Here is a 17,991-nt window from a genome sequence, read left to right as displayed (position 1 = left end):
AAGATGCTAAGCTTCTAAGTTGCTAAATTTTTTCTTTGAGATTTAAATATATAAAAGGGGATGAGTTAAAAACTCATCCCCTTTATTTTTCTTAAAATTATAGTCATTCAGAATCTTAGTATTAAAAAAACTTAGAATCTTAGCAACTTAGAAGCTTAGTAGCTTAGATTATTTTTTATCCACTACCGGTCTGTTTTCTCTGTTGGCTAAATCCCATGCTACAGCAAAAGCAAGTTGTGTTCTTTTTGTTAAAGCGTCGTATTCTATTTTTTGAGGTTCGTCGCCTTTTCCGTGATAATCTTCGTGAACTCCGTTGAAGAAGAAAACTGCTGGAATACCATGTTTTGCAAAGTTGTAATGGTCAGAACGCTCGTAAAAATGATTTGGATCTTTAGGATCGTTAAATTTGAAATCCAGGTTCATTTTGATGTATTTGTCGTTTTGAGCTACAACTGTATTATGCAATTCCGTTGATAATCTGTCCGCTCCAATTACATATACATAATTGTTAGAATTGGCATGTTCAACATCGCGACGGCCAATCATATCAATATTGATGTCGGTAATTGTATTTGCGATTGGGAATAAAGGGTTTTCAGAATAATAACGAGATCCGTGTAAACCATGTTCTTCGCCAGTTACGTGAAGGAATAAAATAGAACGTTTTGGTCCATGTCCTTCTTTTTTAGCTTTTGCAAAAGCTTTAGCCATTTCTATAACGGCAACAGTTCCTGAACCATCATCATCGGCACCATTGTAAACTTCGCCATCTTTTATACCAACGTGATCGTAGTGAGCCGAAATTACCAAAACTTCATCTGGTTTTTCAGATCCTTCGATGTAAGCCCAGATGTTTTCTGAATCCGGTAAATTTTGATTGCGTTTGGCATTCAAATAAGCAGCCGGAATATGTTGGTAATAATCTGTTGCTCCTTTTGGGAACGAAACTTTACTTTTTTTGTATTGCTCGATCATATAAAGCCCTGCTTTTTTCTGTCCTGCAGAACCGGTTTCACGGCCTTCCATTTCGTCAGAAGCAATAGTGTAAAGCATTTTTTTAAGATCTTTTTCGGAAATAGCTTTAATGTATTTTGTTGGATCCGAATTGTCTTTAGATGCTGTAGACTGCGCAGTTTTGCAAGAATACGCAGAGACAACAAGTAATAAAAGGAGTAATTTTTTCATTCCTATAGTTAGTGTAAATTAATAAATGTGTAAAGAACGTAAAAGGTAAGTAAAAATAGAATAAAAAGTGAATTTATTATAAATAGCAGGAAACTTTTTACAAATGATACTATTCTGGACTCGCCATAGAAACGATGATGCGCGGGATAAAAATAATAACACATCCAAATTGTTCCGATAAAGTTTGTAATTGCCGCTATATAAGACAATGGACTATCTTCTCCGAAAAGGCCAACTACTCTGTTGATAATAAACATAATGAGAAAAATCAGCAGCAGAAAAGAAAAATAATGAAGTGTAAAAATGCCGTGATCAAAATAATACCATCTTTTTTTACTGTGAAAAATCCACAAGAAAAAGGCAAAAAACGGCATAATAATGAAGAGGATTTTCGGAAGATTATGAAAAAAAGACTCGATAAATTTTTCAATTATCTCTCTTTTAGTATTATTTTCTGTAACATGGACGGCTTTTTCATAAAGCCAGTACGATGTCGTATTTAGTTTTTCGCTTTCCTTTCCGTATTTCTGAATGGAATCAATTTCTTTCATTGATTTCAATTGAAAATAGGATTTGTCCACTGTTTTTGACTTTAAGTATGACTTGTCCTTCCAGTTTTTAGTTTCTTTTGGCTTTGCATTTTCGAAATTGGAACTAATTTCCTTTTCACCTTTTGTCAGGTTTTCAGTTACTTCACTGGGAAATAATGCAATTAAAAGAAAAGTAATAAAACTGATGAAAATATAAAGACGAACAGGCGCCAAATAAGACAATCTTTTACCGGAAAGATACTCTTTTGTTAGAGTTGCAGGTTTGAAAAGTAAATTTTTTATTGTTTTCCAAAATGCATTTTCATAATGCGTTAAATCTTCAAAAAAATGAATAAATAAATGATGAAATGTTTTTCTGGTATCTGTATTTTCCTGACCACAATTTGGACAAAATTTCTGTTCGACAACATGCCTGCAGTTTAAACAGGTTTTATCTTCTCTAATCGGACTGTGTGACATTGGTTAATTTGTTGTTTTTGATTTGGTTCAGTTTAGGTTTATTTTTTTAGGACTTCGTCAAGAAAAAGTTTCAAATGCTCAAATGATCTTTTGGCTGCAACCGGGTTATAGGCAGCGCCTTTAGAATTATCACTTCCAGCTTCCGGATTTGTAAAAGAGTGAACAGAATCTGAATAATAAATCATTTGCCAGTCGGCTTTAGAATCACGCATTTCTTGCTGAAAAGCCGCAATTTCTTCTTTAGAAACAAAAGGATCATCAGCACCATGACAAACTAAAACTTTTGTTGTAATTGGTGTTGCAGTTCTTGATGCATCTTTGCCTAAACCTCCATGAAATGATGCAACTCCTTTTACATTCAAATGTCCACGAGCTGCTTCAAGAACTCCGGTTCCTCCAAAGCAATATCCAATAACCACAATGTTATCTGCATTTGCTCCGGATTTGATTAATTCCTGCAAAGCTGCATTGATTCTTTTTTGATAGGCTTCATAATTTGTTTTATAGAATCCTGCTTGTTTTCCTGCTTCTGCAGTATTTTTTGGATAGTTTCCTTCGCCATAAATATCAGCGATAAAAACATTGTAGCCCAATTTAGATAAGTTTTCTGCAATTCCTTTAGAGGCATTATCAATTCCAAGCCATGCCGGCAATAGTAAAATTCCGGGATTATTAGTGCTTTTTTTGGCTGCTTTTATTGATAAACCATTTAATGCCTGATTGCCATCAGCATATTTTACTGGTTTTAGTTGTGCGTTCATGTTGCCGGAAAAGATTAAGGTTGCAAAAATAAGTGCGATTGAATTTTTCATTTCTTACAATTTTTAACAAATATCAGAAATATTATGTTACAAAAAAACCTTGAAAGCTATTTCTTACGAGGTTATTTAACATATAGGTAAAAATGTTGTTATTCGCCGGGATGATACGTTTTTTCTGCATTTTTCTGAACGTCTTCTTTGTAAAATAAAACGTCTTTGAATTGACCTTTCTGATACATTTCGGCCTGATCTGTAAAATGTTTCGAATTTTCATCTCCGCTATTTCCGCCAGCCAATACCGATTTTGCTTTTATTTTAGAGCCAAATTCAACTGCACAAACAAAACTATTTCCGTTGTAACCGTATCTTTTTTTAGATCCGTTTTGGTAACTGCTTTTAAAAGAGGGTAAACTTCCCCATGAACCAGGGCCAAAACCAATTGGTAAACTTGGTTTAGAATCGTCATATTTCAAATCAATGTCACCGCTTGAACGCTGAAAACGGTTAATTTCGCCCCAAGCCACTTGCCATGTTCCCCATTTCGAATTAAGCTCTTTTAAAACGGTTTGAAGCTGCGGAATCATTTGTGTGACTGTTGCATTTTTAGCAAAATTTGTTGTGTTTTCTACCTGATCTAATTCGCCTTCGTCAATGTAAGCTTTTTGGATTATTGGATCTAATTTATAGGCCCATTCTACCGCTAATGTGGTTGCCACCGAATTTTCTTTGGCATAGTAATCCCAGTTTTTAAGAATCGAAATTGGTTCTTTCAGTTCTAAATATTCTGCAGAATCAGGTTTTATGTTTTTTTCGAAAACAGTAACTAAACTGGGAATTAAAATTTCAAAAATCGATAATTTTGAATCATAGCCATCTGCAATTACTTTGTCCAGTGTATATTTGTCACCTTTATTAAAAATTCGAACGGCATTTACGCCTCTGAAATTTTCTCCATCTGGTGCCATGTAAGGAAGATAATTTACTTCTTTTGGACTATTTTCTCCTGCAACAGAGTAAGGCGTAGAATTACAATTTTGCAACCATCCATTTACGGGATTATATAAATGCACCGTTTCGTTAACGTCATGTAGACCTTTCCATTGTGTTGAAGAAACAGATCCGTCAACTACTTTTGACCAATTCAGGTTTTTATCCCGAATCGGAATAAAATTACCGTGCCAATATGCAATATTTCCTTTATTATCGGCATAAACGGTATTGTTGGAAGTATTGGCTTTTAGATCCATTGCTTTTTTATAATCGTCAAAGTTTTTAGATTTTGTTCTAACCCAACTCTGAATCAAACTGGTCATCGATCTGTTATTCGATTTTAGACTAATCCATTTTCCGTCGCGTTTGGCCATAATTGGACCGTTGTTGGTAAAATAGGTTTTGAATTTCTTTGGAACTAATTTTCCATTTTCAGTATAATTTATCGTGATTTCTTTTTCGATAACCGGTAAAAGTTTTTTATCAAATTCGTAGAATAATTTTCCATTTTTAGTGGTGATTTTTTCAGCGTACATATCGGCAACATCCACGTTTGATGAGGTATGCATCCAACCGCAGTTTTCATTAAATCCTTGATAAATGAAAAATTGACCCCAAGTTACCGCGCCATAAACATTCAAACCTTCATCGCTTGTAATTTGAACTTCAGGTCTAAAATAAAAAGTCGTATGCGGATTAATGTATAAAATGGCATTTCCGTCAGCTGTTTTTGATGGCGCAAATGCAAAACCGTTGGAGCCGGTTTGTACGTATTTTTCTCTTTCTACATACGCTACTTTGTCATTGTTGCCAGAATAAAAAGCTTTTAATTCGCCTGTCGAAAGATCAGCAGTACTAATGGCGCCAATACTTCCGTCTGTCCAAAGCAAAGGAAACCAAGGTTCGAAATGCGTTAAAAGTGCCGGTTTTACTTCCGGATGTTTATAAAGATAAAAGTTGATTGCATCCGCGTAGCTATTTAAAAGTTTTTTGAGCCATGACGGCGCTTTTTTATAATCGGCTTTAGCCTCTTCTGTGTCAATTAAAAGTTTAATTTCAAGATCATTATATAAAACAGATTGCCCTTTAATTTCTGACAGGCGACCTAATTTCTCAATATAATTCATTTCGATTCGCTTGAAATCATCTTCGCATTGTGCGTATAACAATCCAAAAACGGCATCAGCATCCGTTTTTCCATAAATGTGTGGAATTCCCCAATTATCTCTAATTATGGTAACTTGTTGTGCTAATTTTTCAAGCCGGTTAACTTCTTTCTGGTTTATTTTTTGTGCCGAAATCTGAAAACTGCAGCAAATTAAAAAAGTTAATTTTATTATTTTGGAAGAATTAAACATGTTTATTTAATTTTAAATTTTTGTCCGGCATTGTAAATACTCATTTCTAATTTTTCAATAGAAATCAGATTGTTTTTTTTGGATTTTTGAATGCCTTTCGGATTTCTAACAACAATAACTTCGCTTTCTCCTGCAACTTCAATTTCATTGTTTCTCACAATAATTGCCGTTGCTTCATCAATTCCAATTCCGGTTAAATTTGGAAATTCCACCAAAGCAGAAAGCAAGCGATTGTAGCGATTTCGTTTTAAAAAATGCTGATCGATAACGGCAGTTTTCAGTAAACCCAAACCTTCTGAAGTTTCTAGATTGTCATATCTGATATTATCAAAAGTACCAGAATATTCTTTTTCCAGTTTCTGATTTCCGGTAATCATTTTTTCCGACATCACAGCTGCTCCTGCACTTGTTCCGGAAATGGTACTTCCGTTTTCATATGCTTTTTGAATTGCGGTTTTTATTGGTGTATTATGAGCAACTGCCATAAAACGGCTTTGATCGCCACCGCTTATAAAAATCAGTTTTGCTTTTTGTACCGAATCTGTCAATGTTTTATTTTGAGCTGTTTGTTTATTGAAATTCAGCATCACAATTGGATTTGAAGTTAATTTCACCATTTGTGTTTTAAAAAAGATAAACGAACTATCCGGTTCTTCGCTCGACATTGGTAAAACGACGATATAATCTTTTTTTCCTAATTCGGCTACAGCCAAAACCTGTTTCATTAATTCGTCAGAACGATCTCCGCCACCAATGATAAAGAGTTTTCCTTTTGGATTTTGCGCCTGAAGCAAACAACTCAAAAATAAGAATAGCGTGATCGTAAAATTCTTGGATGTAAGTCTGAAAAGTGGTTGGTTTTTCATGTTTATTTTGGTTTAGTTATGCTGATTTTCTATGAATTTTAAAAGCGAAGTATTGACAATAAAAAGCACGTCTTTTACTTTATCTAAATCTACTTTAGAAGCTTTGTCTCGCGGCGTGTGATAATCATCGTGAAAACCACTAAAGAAAGTCATGATCGGGATTCCTTTTGCAGTAAACGAGGCGTAGTCACTTCCGCTGTGGCCGTCAGTTTCCCAGAGATCAAGTGTGAAAGGTTTTGCAAGTTTGGAATTACTTAAAGTGGCGATTTCTTTTAAATTCTCATTTTCTTTTGGAGTTCCAATACTTAAAATTCGATGTGTCTGATCTTCCGGAGCATTTCGCGAAATCATGTCCATATTTATGGCGAGAAGTATTTTTTGTTTTTGAAAATCAAAATTCTGAACAAAGTATTCACTTCCTAAAAGGCCTAATTCTTCGGCAGTCCAAGAAGCGAAAAGTAAATTAAAAGGTGGTTTTACTTTCGATTCTGACCATTTTTTAGCCAAAGCCAGCATTCCCGAAGTTCCGGATGCATTATCATCGGCACCATTGTAAATCGAATCATTTTTAATTCCTAAATGGTCATAATGCGCACCAATAATAACGGTTTTGGTTGTGTCTTTTCCTGGAATCATTCCGAGAACATTTCGAACCGGAAAAGTTTGAGATTGTAATTCGAGTGAAAAATTGATTTTCGTGTTTTTAAATAGAGTAGAAGTGCCAGCATTTTTTTGAGCTAATTTCTTTTCTATATTGTTTAATGAAATAGTAGTTTCAGACAAAAGTTTTTCAGAAGCAGTTTTGGTTAATTTAAAAACTGGAATTGACGTGTTTGATGCATTTTCTAAAGAATGAAATACAGCATCTTCCTTTGAATTATTAGGTTTAAATTTGCCTTTTGAATCTAAAATTACAAGCGCAATTGCACCTTTGTTTATTGCTGTCTGAAGTTTTGTTTCTTCTAAATCATTTTCTTCGGGAAATATTTTTTTGAATTTTTGATAGGTTACCGAAGTACTGTCCAGATGGCCAGGAAATCCTTTTAAAACTACCACGACCTTGTTTTTTACATCTTGATTTTTGTAATCATCATAACCTTCTTTTGAAAGATTTATTCCGTAACCAACAAAAACAATTTGAGCTTCTTTTTGTATTGATTGTGCAATTGGAGTAACCTTGAAATCGGTTTCTGGAGAAAGAGCGATTATTTTTTTACCTTTTTTGATTTCCAAAGAAACATTTTTAACAGAATGTTCCAGAATTTTGAAGTCCTGAAAATAACCCGATGCAGTATCTTTTTGAAAAGGAACTAACTGATATAAACCCATCATTGAGGCAATATATTCAGATGCCATAAAACCACCTTTTTGTGTAGCGCCACGGCCTTCGAGCCAGTCAGATGCCAAAAAAGAAAGTGTTCCCGAAAAATCACTTTTGGATGGATTTGAAACAGTCGTCTGCGAAAACAACATCGATTTACAGTAAAACAGAGTAAATAAAAGCAGTATTCGTAAACGCATTTTTTTTAGTTTTTGAAATTTATAGCGAGATATTTCTTTTAAAAGCACAACCCAATTCAATAATCGAATCGGTTTTGGCAATGCCGGGAATTCCATCGATTTTTTCGTAAAGAATTCTACGCATATGTTCGTGGTTTTTTGCAATAATTTTAATGTACAACGTGAAAGAACCAGTTACGTAGTAGCATTCGGTAATTTCAGGAATGTCTTTTAATGCCTCTATAATTCGGTCAGAATCAGAATCTTTATTTAATGTAATTCCGGTAAAAGAAGCCCAGTCGTAGCCAATATTTTTTTCCTGAATAATTGGTTTTATGCCGCCAAGTACACCTTGCTCAATCATTCTATTAACACGCTGATGCACCATAGTGTTTGATATTTTCAAATTAGATGCAATTGCCGAGAAAGCCATTCTGCCGTCTTTTTCCAATTCCTTAATTATCTTAATATCAAATTCGTCTAGTATTTCCATTCTTTTAAATTCTGCTTTTTTTATTTGTTGTAAATATAGTCCCTAACGGGACATTTTTTATCGACCCCATAATTGTTTTCTACCGATATTTAACTCCTACGGAGTATTTTTATTATTATGTATTAATTATGATAAATTGATTTCAATAGCTTGATTTTTAATCTTTACATAATAAAAGTATTATCTCGACGAGATTAAAAATCAATAGTAAATATCGTCTCTATGGGACATTTTTTATCGAACCCATAATTGTTTCTACCGATATTTAACTCCTACGGAGTTTTCTTTTCATTGTGTATTAATTATTATAAATTGATTTCAATAGCTTGATTTTTAATCTTTACATAATAAAAGTATTATCTCGGCGAGATTAAATATCAATAGTAAATATCGTCTCTATGGGGCATTTTTTATCGACCCCATAATTGTTTCTACCGATATTTAACTCCTACGGAGTTTTATTCTTTTCATTGTGTATTAATTATGATAGATAAATGTCAATGGTTTGATTTTTAATGTTTTAGTAATAAAAATTATCTCGGAGAGATTAAATATCGGTAGCAAAAAAAATATGAACATCAAATTGTCCCGTAGAGACTACACAAGTATCAATGCTTTTGATTTATAAAAGTAACTATTTTTTTTAATAAAAGGGAATAAAATTGATATTGTCTCTAGGTTAATTTGATTTTTAAACAAGTTGTAAATGTAAAATTTGACTTATTTTGTTAATTATAAAGTCAAAATTTTACTTTTAAGCTTTATAATTAATATTTTTTGATACTTTTGTACTTTAAAAAAATACAAACCATGATTCACACTGAAAATACCCTTTCGTCAAAATCAGAAATTTTGATTGAAAAAGAAAATAAATACGGAGCTCATAATTACCATCCGCTTCCAGTTGTTTTGGAAAAAGGAGAAGGAGTATATGTTTGGGATGTAGACGGAAAGAAATATTATGATTTTCTATCTGCTTATTCAGCAGTAAATCAAGGACATTGTCATCCCAAAATTGTACAGGCAATGATCGATCAGGCTCAAAAACTGACATTGACTTCTCGTGCATTTTACAATGATAAATTAGGAAATTACGAAGAATACGTTACAAAGTATTTTGGTTTCGATAAAGTGTTACCAATGAATACTGGCGCCGAAGCAGTTGAAACGGCATTAAAAGTATGTAGAAAATGGGCTTATGAAGTAAAAGGGATTCCGGAAAATCAGGCGCAGATTATTGTTTGCGAAAATAATTTTCATGGAAGAACAACAACAATCATTTCATTTTCTAATGATGAAACGGCGCGTAAAAACTTTGGTCCGTTTACAGACGGATTTATAAAAATTGAATATGATAATCTTGAAGCGCTTGAAAAAGCTTTAGATTCTTCAAAAAATATTGCTGGATTTTTGGTTGAGCCAATTCAGGGAGAAGCTGGAGTTTATGTTCCTTCAGAAGGATATTTGGCGAAAGCAAAAGCATTATGTGAAAAACATAATGTGTTGTTTATTGCTGACGAAGTTCAGACAGGAATCGCACGTACCGGAAAATTATTAGCGGTTCACCATGAAAATGTGCAACCTGATATTTTAATTTTAGGAAAAGCGATTTCAGGAGGTGTTTATCCGGTTTCCGCAGTTTTAGCAAATAACGAGATTATGAATGTAATCAAGCCAGGACAACACGGATCTACTTTTGGAGGAAATCCTGTTGCGGCTGCTGTTGCAATTGCAGCTTTGGAAGTTGTTAAAGAAGAAAAACTGGCTGAAAATGCAGAACGCTTGGGAATTATCTTAAGAGATGGATTAAACAAAATTGCTGAAAAGAACAGTTTGATTACGCTAGTTCGCGGAAAAGGTCTTTTGAATGCGATTGTTATTAATAGCGGTGAAGATTCTGATTTAGCTTGGGAAATCTGTCTAAAATTTAGAGATAATGGATTATTAGCAAAACCGACACACGGAAATAAGATTAGATTTGCTCCGCCATTGGTTATGACAGAAGATCAGATTAAAGAATGTCTTGAAATTATCGAGAAATCTTTGAATGAGTTTAGATAAAAAAGATTCTAAGTTGCAAAGATTCTAAGATTCTGAGTTTTTATTTTAATATAAATTTAAAAGGTCCAAAGTTTTATAAATGATTATAAAACTTTGGACCTTTGTCACTTTGAACCTTTGTTACCTTAATCTAAATTTAGCTTGAGTAACCTGGATTTTGAGTGATTAATTTATTAGCATCCATTTCTGATAACGGAATTGGGAATACTAATCTATTTGCATCATAAAGAATCAAAGAAGAACCATCTCCATTTTTACTAATGTCAATAGAACGTTTTGTTCTTTTTATATCGTGAATTAAAAATCCTTCCATACCCAATTCTAAATCTCTTTCAAGTAAAATATCATCGATAGTGACACTAGCCAGATTATCTGCATTTGCTCTGGTTCTAATAATATTAATGTCATCAAGCGGTGTGTTTCCAACAGCTGTTCCGGCCTGTAAATTTGCTTCAGCTCTAATTAAATACATTTCGGCTAATCGAATGATTCCCACATCTGCAAATTGATCTGTAAATTTTGAAGTCAGGATACTTGAATCTTCATATACAAAATCAGCTCTGTCATCTGGTGTGCTAAATTGTGCTAAGTAGTTATCTGTAATAGCAAAGTCACCGCCACGTCCGCCATAACTTTCAGCGGCATAAAAAGTAACCATATCATTTACTCCGGTTTGTTTTGTAATCTGAATGGCAAAAACATCTTCAGCCTGATCCGTATCGTGATTAAAAGCATCGGCATATTTTGGAGATAGTGCATGTCCGCTATTTTCAATAACATCATTTGCAGCGTCTCTTGCCATAGCATAATTTCCTTGTTGTAGATATACTCTGGCTAATAAAGCCTGAGCTGCATATTTATCAGCATAAAAATCGTTGTCTTCAGGAAGATTTGTATAAGCCAGATTTAATCCGTCAATAATTGTTTTATAAACTTCATCTACGGTGCTTCTTTCTTTTGAAAGATCAACACTAAAATCGTAAATAGCATTTGGTCTGATTACAACTCCTAATTGTGTATTGGCTTGACCGCTTACATAAGGTTTTGCGAAAAAGCGAACTAAATCAAAATATGCTAGTGATCTTAAAAAATTAGCTTCGCCAATCATCACGGCCTGTCTGTCCGGATCTTTCACTTTGTCTATGTTTTCTATTACAGTATTGGCAGCATTAATAATTTGATAACATCTTCCGTATGTACCTTCAATGATAACGTTGTCAGACTGCATATTTTTGGTATACATCTGTCTTAATTCTCCAAAAGACCCTGACCATTCTAAAGTTGTTGTATTTCCTGCTCCGGTTACACCTAATAAATCAGCGTATAACAAGATTCTTCCGCCGTATCCATTTCCGTTTGCGGCTAAAGCGTAGGCTCCCGTTAAAACATTGGTAACGCCGCCTTCTGTACTTAAGGTTTCGGTAGCGTCCTGACTTTGCTTAGGATCTAAATTTAATTGATCTTCACAGCTGGTAAAAAAGGCTGTCAAAAATATGATTAGTATTAATTTATGTGCTTTCATCTTAGTTGTATTAAAAATTAATATTTACTCCTATTGCAATTGTTTTTGCTGGAGGCGCTGAGTAAAAATCTTCTCCAATTCCTGCATCATCTCTTCTGGCTTCTGGATCATATCCTTTATAGTTTGTAAAAGTTACCAGATTTACAGCAGTAAAATAGATTCTTAAACTGCTCATTCCAGCGTCGTTTACGGTTTCTTTTGGTAAAGAATAACCAAATGTTAAGTTACGCAAACGTACAAAATCGGCTTTGTCAAGATAACGTGTAGAATTTTGTGTTCCGTTTTGTTGATAAAACCTTGCCTGCGGTACATCTGTAATGTCTCCTACTTTCTGCCAACGGTTTAGCTGATCAGCGGTTTGGTTATCAAACCAATCTGCTGCAGATGATTGGTATGATCCTGCTGAATTATAGATACTTGCGCCCCATTCTCCCTGAAAAGTAAAGTTTAAATCAAAGTTTTTGTAATTTAGTGTATTAGTCATCCCCGACATTAAAGTTGGAAAAGGATTTCCTGCAATAATTCTTTTTGCTTCATCATAATTGCTCGTTGTGCTTCTGTCAATGCTTCCATCAGGATTTACAGTGTTTTTTATAAAAAGTGCATCTCCGTTTAAAGGGTCAACTCCTCCGTATTCAACTAGATAAAAAGATGAAACGTTTTCTCCAACTCTGTTGATGTTGTAATCTGTAATTACATCTGTATTGTTATTTGGTAATGAAGTTACTTTTGATTCATTAGTAGTAAGATTGAAACTGGTGCTCCATTTAAAGTTTTCTGTTTCAATATTTTTAGTGTTTAAAGTAATCTCAATTCCACTACTTTTCAAATCTCCAACATTTTTATTAATTGATGAAGCTCCTGAACTTAATGGAACAGGTGTTGCAAAAAGCAGTCCGTCAGTAATTTTCTGATAGTAATCGAATTCGAGATTTATTTTGTTTATAAAACCAACTTCTACACCAACATCTGTCTGTTTCGATTTTTCCCAGGTAAGTCTGTCATTTCCTGCTTGTTGAAAAGTAAGCCCTGATTTTAAGTTATACGGATTTGGTTGATATAACTGACGAGAAGCAAAATTTCCAATTTCTGCGTTACCAACTTGACCCCAGCTTGCTTTTAATTTTAAATAAGTTAAAATAGTGTTGTCTTTTAAGAATTCTTCCTCAGACATGATCCAACCAGCTGAGAAGGCAGGAAAGATGGCATATCTTTCGTCTTTTCCAAATCGAGAAGAAGCATCACGACGTACACTTGCTTTAAATAAATATTTTCCATTAAATGAATAATTTAATCTTCCAAATTGAGACAGGAAAACATAATCAGTTTCACTTCCATGTCCTTCATTTACTTCTGCACCACCATCAACGGTATGAAAATCATCATTTGGAAAATAAATACTATTTACATCCTGATATCTTCTGTTGTATTTATTGAATTCCATACCTGCAACTACATTTAAAACATGCTTTTCAGCAAATGTTGCATCATATGTAAAATAGTTGGTGAAAACATAGTTTTCAGTATTTACTGATGTTGCGAAAACTTCTCCATCAGTTGCCATGTATGGTGCGTTTTTACCTTGCCAGTAATCTTCAGATTGTGTTAAAAAATCATATCCAAAATCTGAATTGAATTTTAAACCTTTTGCAATTTTTACTTCACCAAATATTTTTCCGGTAACTCTTCTCATTATAGTTTCCCATGAAGTATTGTCTTTTGCTAACAAGTAGTTTACATATTCTGTATCCGGGTTTGGGGTTCCATCAGCTAATCTGGCTTGCGAAATTGGAGCCTGAGCAACTGACTGTAAAGGTGTAGAAAATGAATTATCATCCTGAACCCTGTGTATTACGGATCTCGAAAAACCAATATTCATACCTGCTGTAAAACGTTCAGATACTTTATGAGAAACGTTTACTCTAGCTGTAATTCTGTCTAAGTCATTACTGTCAATAATTCCTGTAGTATTGTTGTAAGCTCCAGAAAAGAAGTATTTTGTTCTGTCATCACCTCCCGAAGAAGAAAAATCTGCATCTGTTGTATAACCGGTTCTAAAAGCAATGTCTTGCCAGTCAGTATCGATTTCTCCGTTTCTCCAGTCGGTTCCTCCAGATAAGTATTCTAATTCATCTTCTACATATTCTAAATCATCTGCATTTCTTCCGGCTTCCTGTAGTAATTCTACATATTGTTTTGCGTTTAGCCATTTTCTTTTATGAGTTGCCTCGCTGACACCTTGTGAAAAATTTAAAGAAAAAGTACCTTTTCCTTCTTTTCCTTTTTTAGTCGTGATCAAAACCACTCCATTTGCTCCACGTGCACCATAAATTGCCGCAGAAGAAGCATCTTTTAAAACCTCGATTGATTCTATTTCATTTGGACTTAAAGTTAAAAGAGGGTTTGTAGGAGCTCCATTGCTAGACTCATCATCATTGATAAGCGGAATTCCGTCCATAACGTACAAAGGTTGTGTTCCAGCACTGATACTGGCTGCACCTCGAACCCTAATATTCATTCCTCCTTCGACTTTACCATTTGTCTGTGTAATCTGTACTCCGGCTAATTTACCAACCAACGCATTTTGTACGTTCGCAACAGGTATTTGTTGAATATCTTTTGCAGTAACACGAGCGATGTTGTCTGTTAAGTTCTTTTTTGATTGTGTACCATAACCTACAACCAAAACAGCTTCAAGTTCATTTTGTGTTTCAATTAATTCGATCTTCATATTGTTAGAAGCAGATACTTCGACGGTTGCAAAGCTTACATAGCTTATTACCAATGACTCACCTTTTTTAGCTGCAATCTTGAAATTTCCGTCAAAATCAGTTTGTGTACTAACTTTTGTTCCTTTTACAATAATGTTAACTCCTGGAATAGGAATGCCCTTTTTATCAGTTACTATTCCAGAGATTAATCCGTCTTGTGCGGCAACTATTTGTACAGATAATACCAATATCAGCCATAAAAATTGTTTAAATTTAATTTTCATCTCCTGTATGTTTAAATTAGTTTTCTCAAATATCATAAATTAATGTTAAGTAAAACCTTCTTTTTAACATAAAATATAACATTTTGGCTAATTTTTGTATTATTTGTAACATTTTTGGTTTTGGAAGCCTAAATTTGTAAAAAATAATGTAATAAATTGATTAATTTCTAATTAAAATATTTTGTTTACTGTAATTAATGAAGTGAATTAACATAAATTAAGTGAAAAAATGACTTTTTTTTAACAATTTGTGAAATATTTGCTTATTTCGAATAAAATAAAAAATAAAAAAGCGATTGTTCAGGAAAACAATCGCTTTTGGGTATAATTACTCAAAATATCAAAAAAAGTAATTATTCATTTGAAAAGTTATTCTCTATATTTTAAAATTTAACTTTTTTAAGTTCCCACAAAGTCTTGATAAAAGTATCAACGTCTTGTGTGGTATTGTAAAATGCCAATGATGGACGAACCGTAGTTTCAACTCCCATTCTTCTCAAAATAGGTTGTGCACAATGATGTCCGGTTCGTACAGCAACGCCTTCTTTGTTTAATGCCTGACCAACCTGATCGTTTGTATAGCCTTGTAAATTGAAAGATAATACACTCGCTTTGTCTTTTGCAGTTCCAATTAAACGTACGCCCGGAATTTGTTTTAACTGGTTTGTTGCATATTCTAATAAATAATGTTCGTATTGGCCAATGTTTTCGATTCCGAGTTTCGTTACATAGTCAATTGCAGCGCCAAGACCAATTGCATCAGCGATGTTTCCCGTTCCGGCTTCGAAACGATTGGGTGCTTTGTGGTATTTTATTTCCTCAAAAGTCACGTCCTGAATCATGTTTCCGCCAGATTGATACGGCTGCATTTCGTTCAGCAAATCTTCTTTGCCATATAAAGCGCCAATTCCTGTTGGACCAAATAATTTATGTCCAGAAAAAACCAACCAATCCGGATTTAAATCCTGAACATCCACTTTCATGTGCGAAACAGATTGTGCGCCGTCAATTAAGACTTTTGCACCTGCTGCGTGCGCCATTTCGGTTATTTTTTTGGCCGGAGTTACGGTTCCCAATGCATTTGAAACTTGTGTAAAAGCAACTAAACGTGTTTTTGAATTCAGCAGTTTTGAATATTCGTCAAGTAAAATCTGACCATCATCATCTACAGGAATTACACGAAGTTTCAAACCTTTTTTATCAGCCAATCTTTTCCACGGAACTATATTCGCATGATGCTCTAGATTACTGACAATAATCTCATCTCCCGAATTTAAATTTTGATCGCCCCAAGTTGAAGCCACTAAATTTATTCCTTCGGTGGCACCACGAACAAATACAATTTCGTTTACAGAAGATGCATTCAAAAAGGTTTTTACTTTTTCGCGTGCCGCTTCATAAGCGTCAGATGCGCGTGCTGCCAATTCATGTGCTGCACGGTGAATGTTTGAATTTTCATGTTCGTAGAAATACGCAATTCGATCAATAACCGATTTTGGTTTTTGAGTCGTCGCAGCATTATCAAACCAAACCAAAGGCTTTCCGTTTACCGTTTCACTCAAAATTGGAAAATCTTTTTTGATCAATTCGGCGTTAAAATGCGAATTTGTGCTACCGCTTAACGGATTTGTTCCGAATGAACTTCCAACAATAGCATTTGCATTTTTAGAATCAAAAGCAAACGGATTCTGATCTAAAAAATAATACGAGTTTTGAAGATCACTTCCGCTTGACGGAAAATCATTTCGCTTTCTGAAAAAAGTGTCAACAGTTTCTAAGGCAGCTTTTAACTCATTTTCAAAAGAAGAATTTTCGCTTTGAAAAGGCAAATATTGATCATTTAAAAACAACGATGAAAAAATCGATTCCTCATTAAGTTGTGGCGTGCTATTGTTTTTTAAATTGATATTATTAAAGCCAGTTTGCGGATTATTAATATTTAGTCCATTATCTTCGGGAATTCCAGAAGAAGGGATGCCATATTTAGGGTCAAAACCTGCGCCAGCATTTGGATACAAAGCCGAGGCACTCGAACTTTGAGAAGCACTTGTTGGAGAACCTCCAAAACCGCTGAACGAAGGTGGAGCCAGATTAACATTTAACGGACTTTGCGTTGGAAACGGCGTTAAAATATTGGCGCCACCAGCATGCAAAAGCGTTTCTGCAATTTTTGTCGCACGAGGATGTTCCGCTTTGTCTGGACTCAATGAAATTTCTTTCGGAAATTCATTGGGCAGCGCACTGAACAGTTCGTTTGCCAAAAACTGCAAATCGTCAATGTTTGGTAATCCGTCTGGGTTAGTATTTGTACTCATGATACTTTCCTATTTCGACATCTTCTAAAACAGCGATGGCATCATCAACCAAAATAGCTAAAGAACAATAAAGCGAAACCAAGTAAGAAGCAATCGCTCTCTCATTAATTCCCATAAAACGAACTGATAATCCTGGAGACTGTTCGCCTTGCAGTCCTGGCTGAATCAACCCGATTACACCCTGACGGCTTTCACCAGTACGTAATAAAATGATTTTTGATTTTCCCTTTACAATCGGCAATTTATCTGATGGAATAAGCGGAATTCCTCTCCAAGTTAAAAACTGAGATCCGAATAAAGATATCGTTGGTGGCGGAACACCTCTGCGTGTACATTCACGTCCAAAAGCAGCAATCGCTAACGGATGTAGTAAAAAGAAACCAGGCTCTTTCCAAACCTTTGTCAGCAATTCGTCTAAATCATCTGGAGTTGGTGCTCCTGTGCGTGTTTTTATAATTTGTGAAGGCGCTACATTGCTCAATAATCCGTAATCTTTATTATTGATTAATTCGCTTTCCTGACGCTCTTTTATAGTTTCTATTGCCAGTCGAAGTTGCTCTGTGATCTGATTATACGGTTTGCTGTACAAGTCAGAAACACGTGTATGAACTTCCACAATAGTTTGAACAGCTGCAAGGTTATATTCTCTTGGATTTTCAATATAATCAACAAAAGTATTTGGTAAAACTCTCTCATCGCGCGCAGAACAATCGACTTCGATGTGGTTTGCATTTTTAACTTTGTTCAAACGAAACACACCCGATTCTACCGGTGTCCAATGCAATAGATGTGTCAGCCAGCGTGGAGAAGTGGTTCCAATTTGAGGTACGGTACGTGTTGCAATTGCGAGTTGTCTTGCTGCAACATCGCCTAATGCGGTCTGTTGTTGTTTTGATTCTGCCATTTTTCTGGTGTTTTAATAGGTTTGTAAATTA

At 34.5% G+C, this 17,991-nt stretch carries 12 protein-coding genes; 1 reads left to right on the top strand and 11 read right to left on the bottom strand.

What is annotated here, in order from left to right; genetic code table 11:
* Positions 1-168: 168 nt before the first annotated feature.
* The 7 genes from BD847_RS12600 to BD847_RS12570 form a co-directional block, all read right to left on the bottom strand.
* Positions 169-1,185: a M28 family peptidase gene (locus BD847_RS12600; RefSeq protein WP_115888623.1), complete on the bottom strand. Its 1,017-nt coding sequence runs from the start codon at positions 1,183-1,185 to the stop codon at positions 169-171.
* An 8-nt stretch (positions 1,186-1,193) separates the two neighbouring features.
* Positions 1,194-2,195 carry a DUF3667 domain-containing protein gene (locus BD847_RS12595; protein WP_115888622.1) on the bottom strand — a complete coding sequence of 334 codons (1,002 nt, stop codon included), beginning with the start codon at positions 2,193-2,195 and terminating at the stop codon, positions 1,194-1,196.
* A 38-nt stretch (positions 2,196-2,233) separates the two neighbouring features.
* The gene (locus tag BD847_RS12590; protein ID WP_115888621.1) at positions 2,234-3,007 is read right to left on the bottom strand and encodes a dienelactone hydrolase family protein; all 774 of its coding nucleotides are present in this window, start codon (positions 3,005-3,007) and stop codon (positions 2,234-2,236) included.
* 98 nt (positions 3,008-3,105) lie between these two features.
* Positions 3,106-5,304, bottom strand: a complete 2,199-nt coding sequence (locus BD847_RS12585; RefSeq protein WP_115888620.1) for a penicillin acylase family protein — start codon at positions 5,302-5,304, stop codon at positions 3,106-3,108.
* A gap of 2 nt (positions 5,305-5,306) precedes the next feature.
* Positions 5,307-6,170 carry a cyanophycinase gene (locus BD847_RS12580; protein WP_244201600.1) on the bottom strand — a complete coding sequence of 288 codons (864 nt, stop codon included), beginning with the start codon at positions 6,168-6,170 and terminating at the stop codon, positions 5,307-5,309.
* 12 nt (positions 6,171-6,182) lie between these two features.
* Positions 6,183-7,691: a M20/M25/M40 family metallo-hydrolase gene (locus BD847_RS12575; RefSeq protein WP_167443860.1), complete on the bottom strand. Its 1,509-nt coding sequence runs from the start codon at positions 7,689-7,691 to the stop codon at positions 6,183-6,185.
* A 19-nt stretch (positions 7,692-7,710) separates the two neighbouring features.
* Complete coding sequence (locus BD847_RS12570; RefSeq protein WP_115888617.1) at positions 7,711-8,163, bottom strand: Lrp/AsnC family transcriptional regulator; 453 nt, start codon at positions 8,161-8,163, stop codon at positions 7,711-7,713.
* An 810-nt stretch (positions 8,164-8,973) separates the two neighbouring features.
* Here BD847_RS12570 and rocD point away from each other — a divergent pair.
* Positions 8,974-10,224 carry an ornithine--oxo-acid transaminase gene (rocD, locus tag BD847_RS12565; protein ID WP_115888616.1) on the top strand — a complete coding sequence of 417 codons (1,251 nt, stop codon included), beginning with the start codon at positions 8,974-8,976 and terminating at the stop codon, positions 10,222-10,224.
* A 136-nt stretch (positions 10,225-10,360) separates the two neighbouring features.
* Here rocD and BD847_RS12560 read toward each other — a convergent pair whose 3' ends face one another.
* The 4 genes from BD847_RS12560 to BD847_RS12545 form a co-directional block, all read right to left on the bottom strand.
* The gene (locus BD847_RS12560) at positions 10,361-11,746 is read right to left on the bottom strand and encodes a RagB/SusD family nutrient uptake outer membrane protein (RefSeq protein ID WP_115888615.1); all 1,386 of its coding nucleotides are present in this window, start codon (positions 11,744-11,746) and stop codon (positions 10,361-10,363) included.
* A gap of 10 nt (positions 11,747-11,756) precedes the next feature.
* A complete protein-coding gene (locus tag BD847_RS12555) occupies positions 11,757-14,741 on the bottom strand; it encodes a SusC/RagA family TonB-linked outer membrane protein (protein WP_115888614.1) in 2,985 nt (994 codons plus the stop codon).
* 383 nt (positions 14,742-15,124) lie between these two features.
* The gene (locus BD847_RS12550; protein WP_115888613.1) at positions 15,125-17,056 is read right to left on the bottom strand and encodes a family 2A encapsulin nanocompartment cargo protein cysteine desulfurase; all 1,932 of its coding nucleotides are present in this window, start codon (positions 17,054-17,056) and stop codon (positions 15,125-15,127) included.
* Entirely contained in the window at positions 17,040-17,960 is a 921-nt protein-coding gene (locus tag BD847_RS12545) for a family 2A encapsulin nanocompartment shell protein (protein WP_115888612.1), read from the bottom strand. The genes BD847_RS12550 and BD847_RS12545 overlap by 17 nt, the downstream gene beginning before the upstream one ends.
* Between the last annotated feature and the right edge of the window lie 31 nt (positions 17,961-17,991).

The organism is Flavobacterium cutihirudinis, assembly GCF_003385895.1.
Lineage (GTDB): Bacteria > Bacteroidota > Bacteroidia > Flavobacteriales > Flavobacteriaceae > Flavobacterium > Flavobacterium cutihirudinis.
This window is presented reverse-complemented; position numbering and strand designations above follow the sequence as displayed.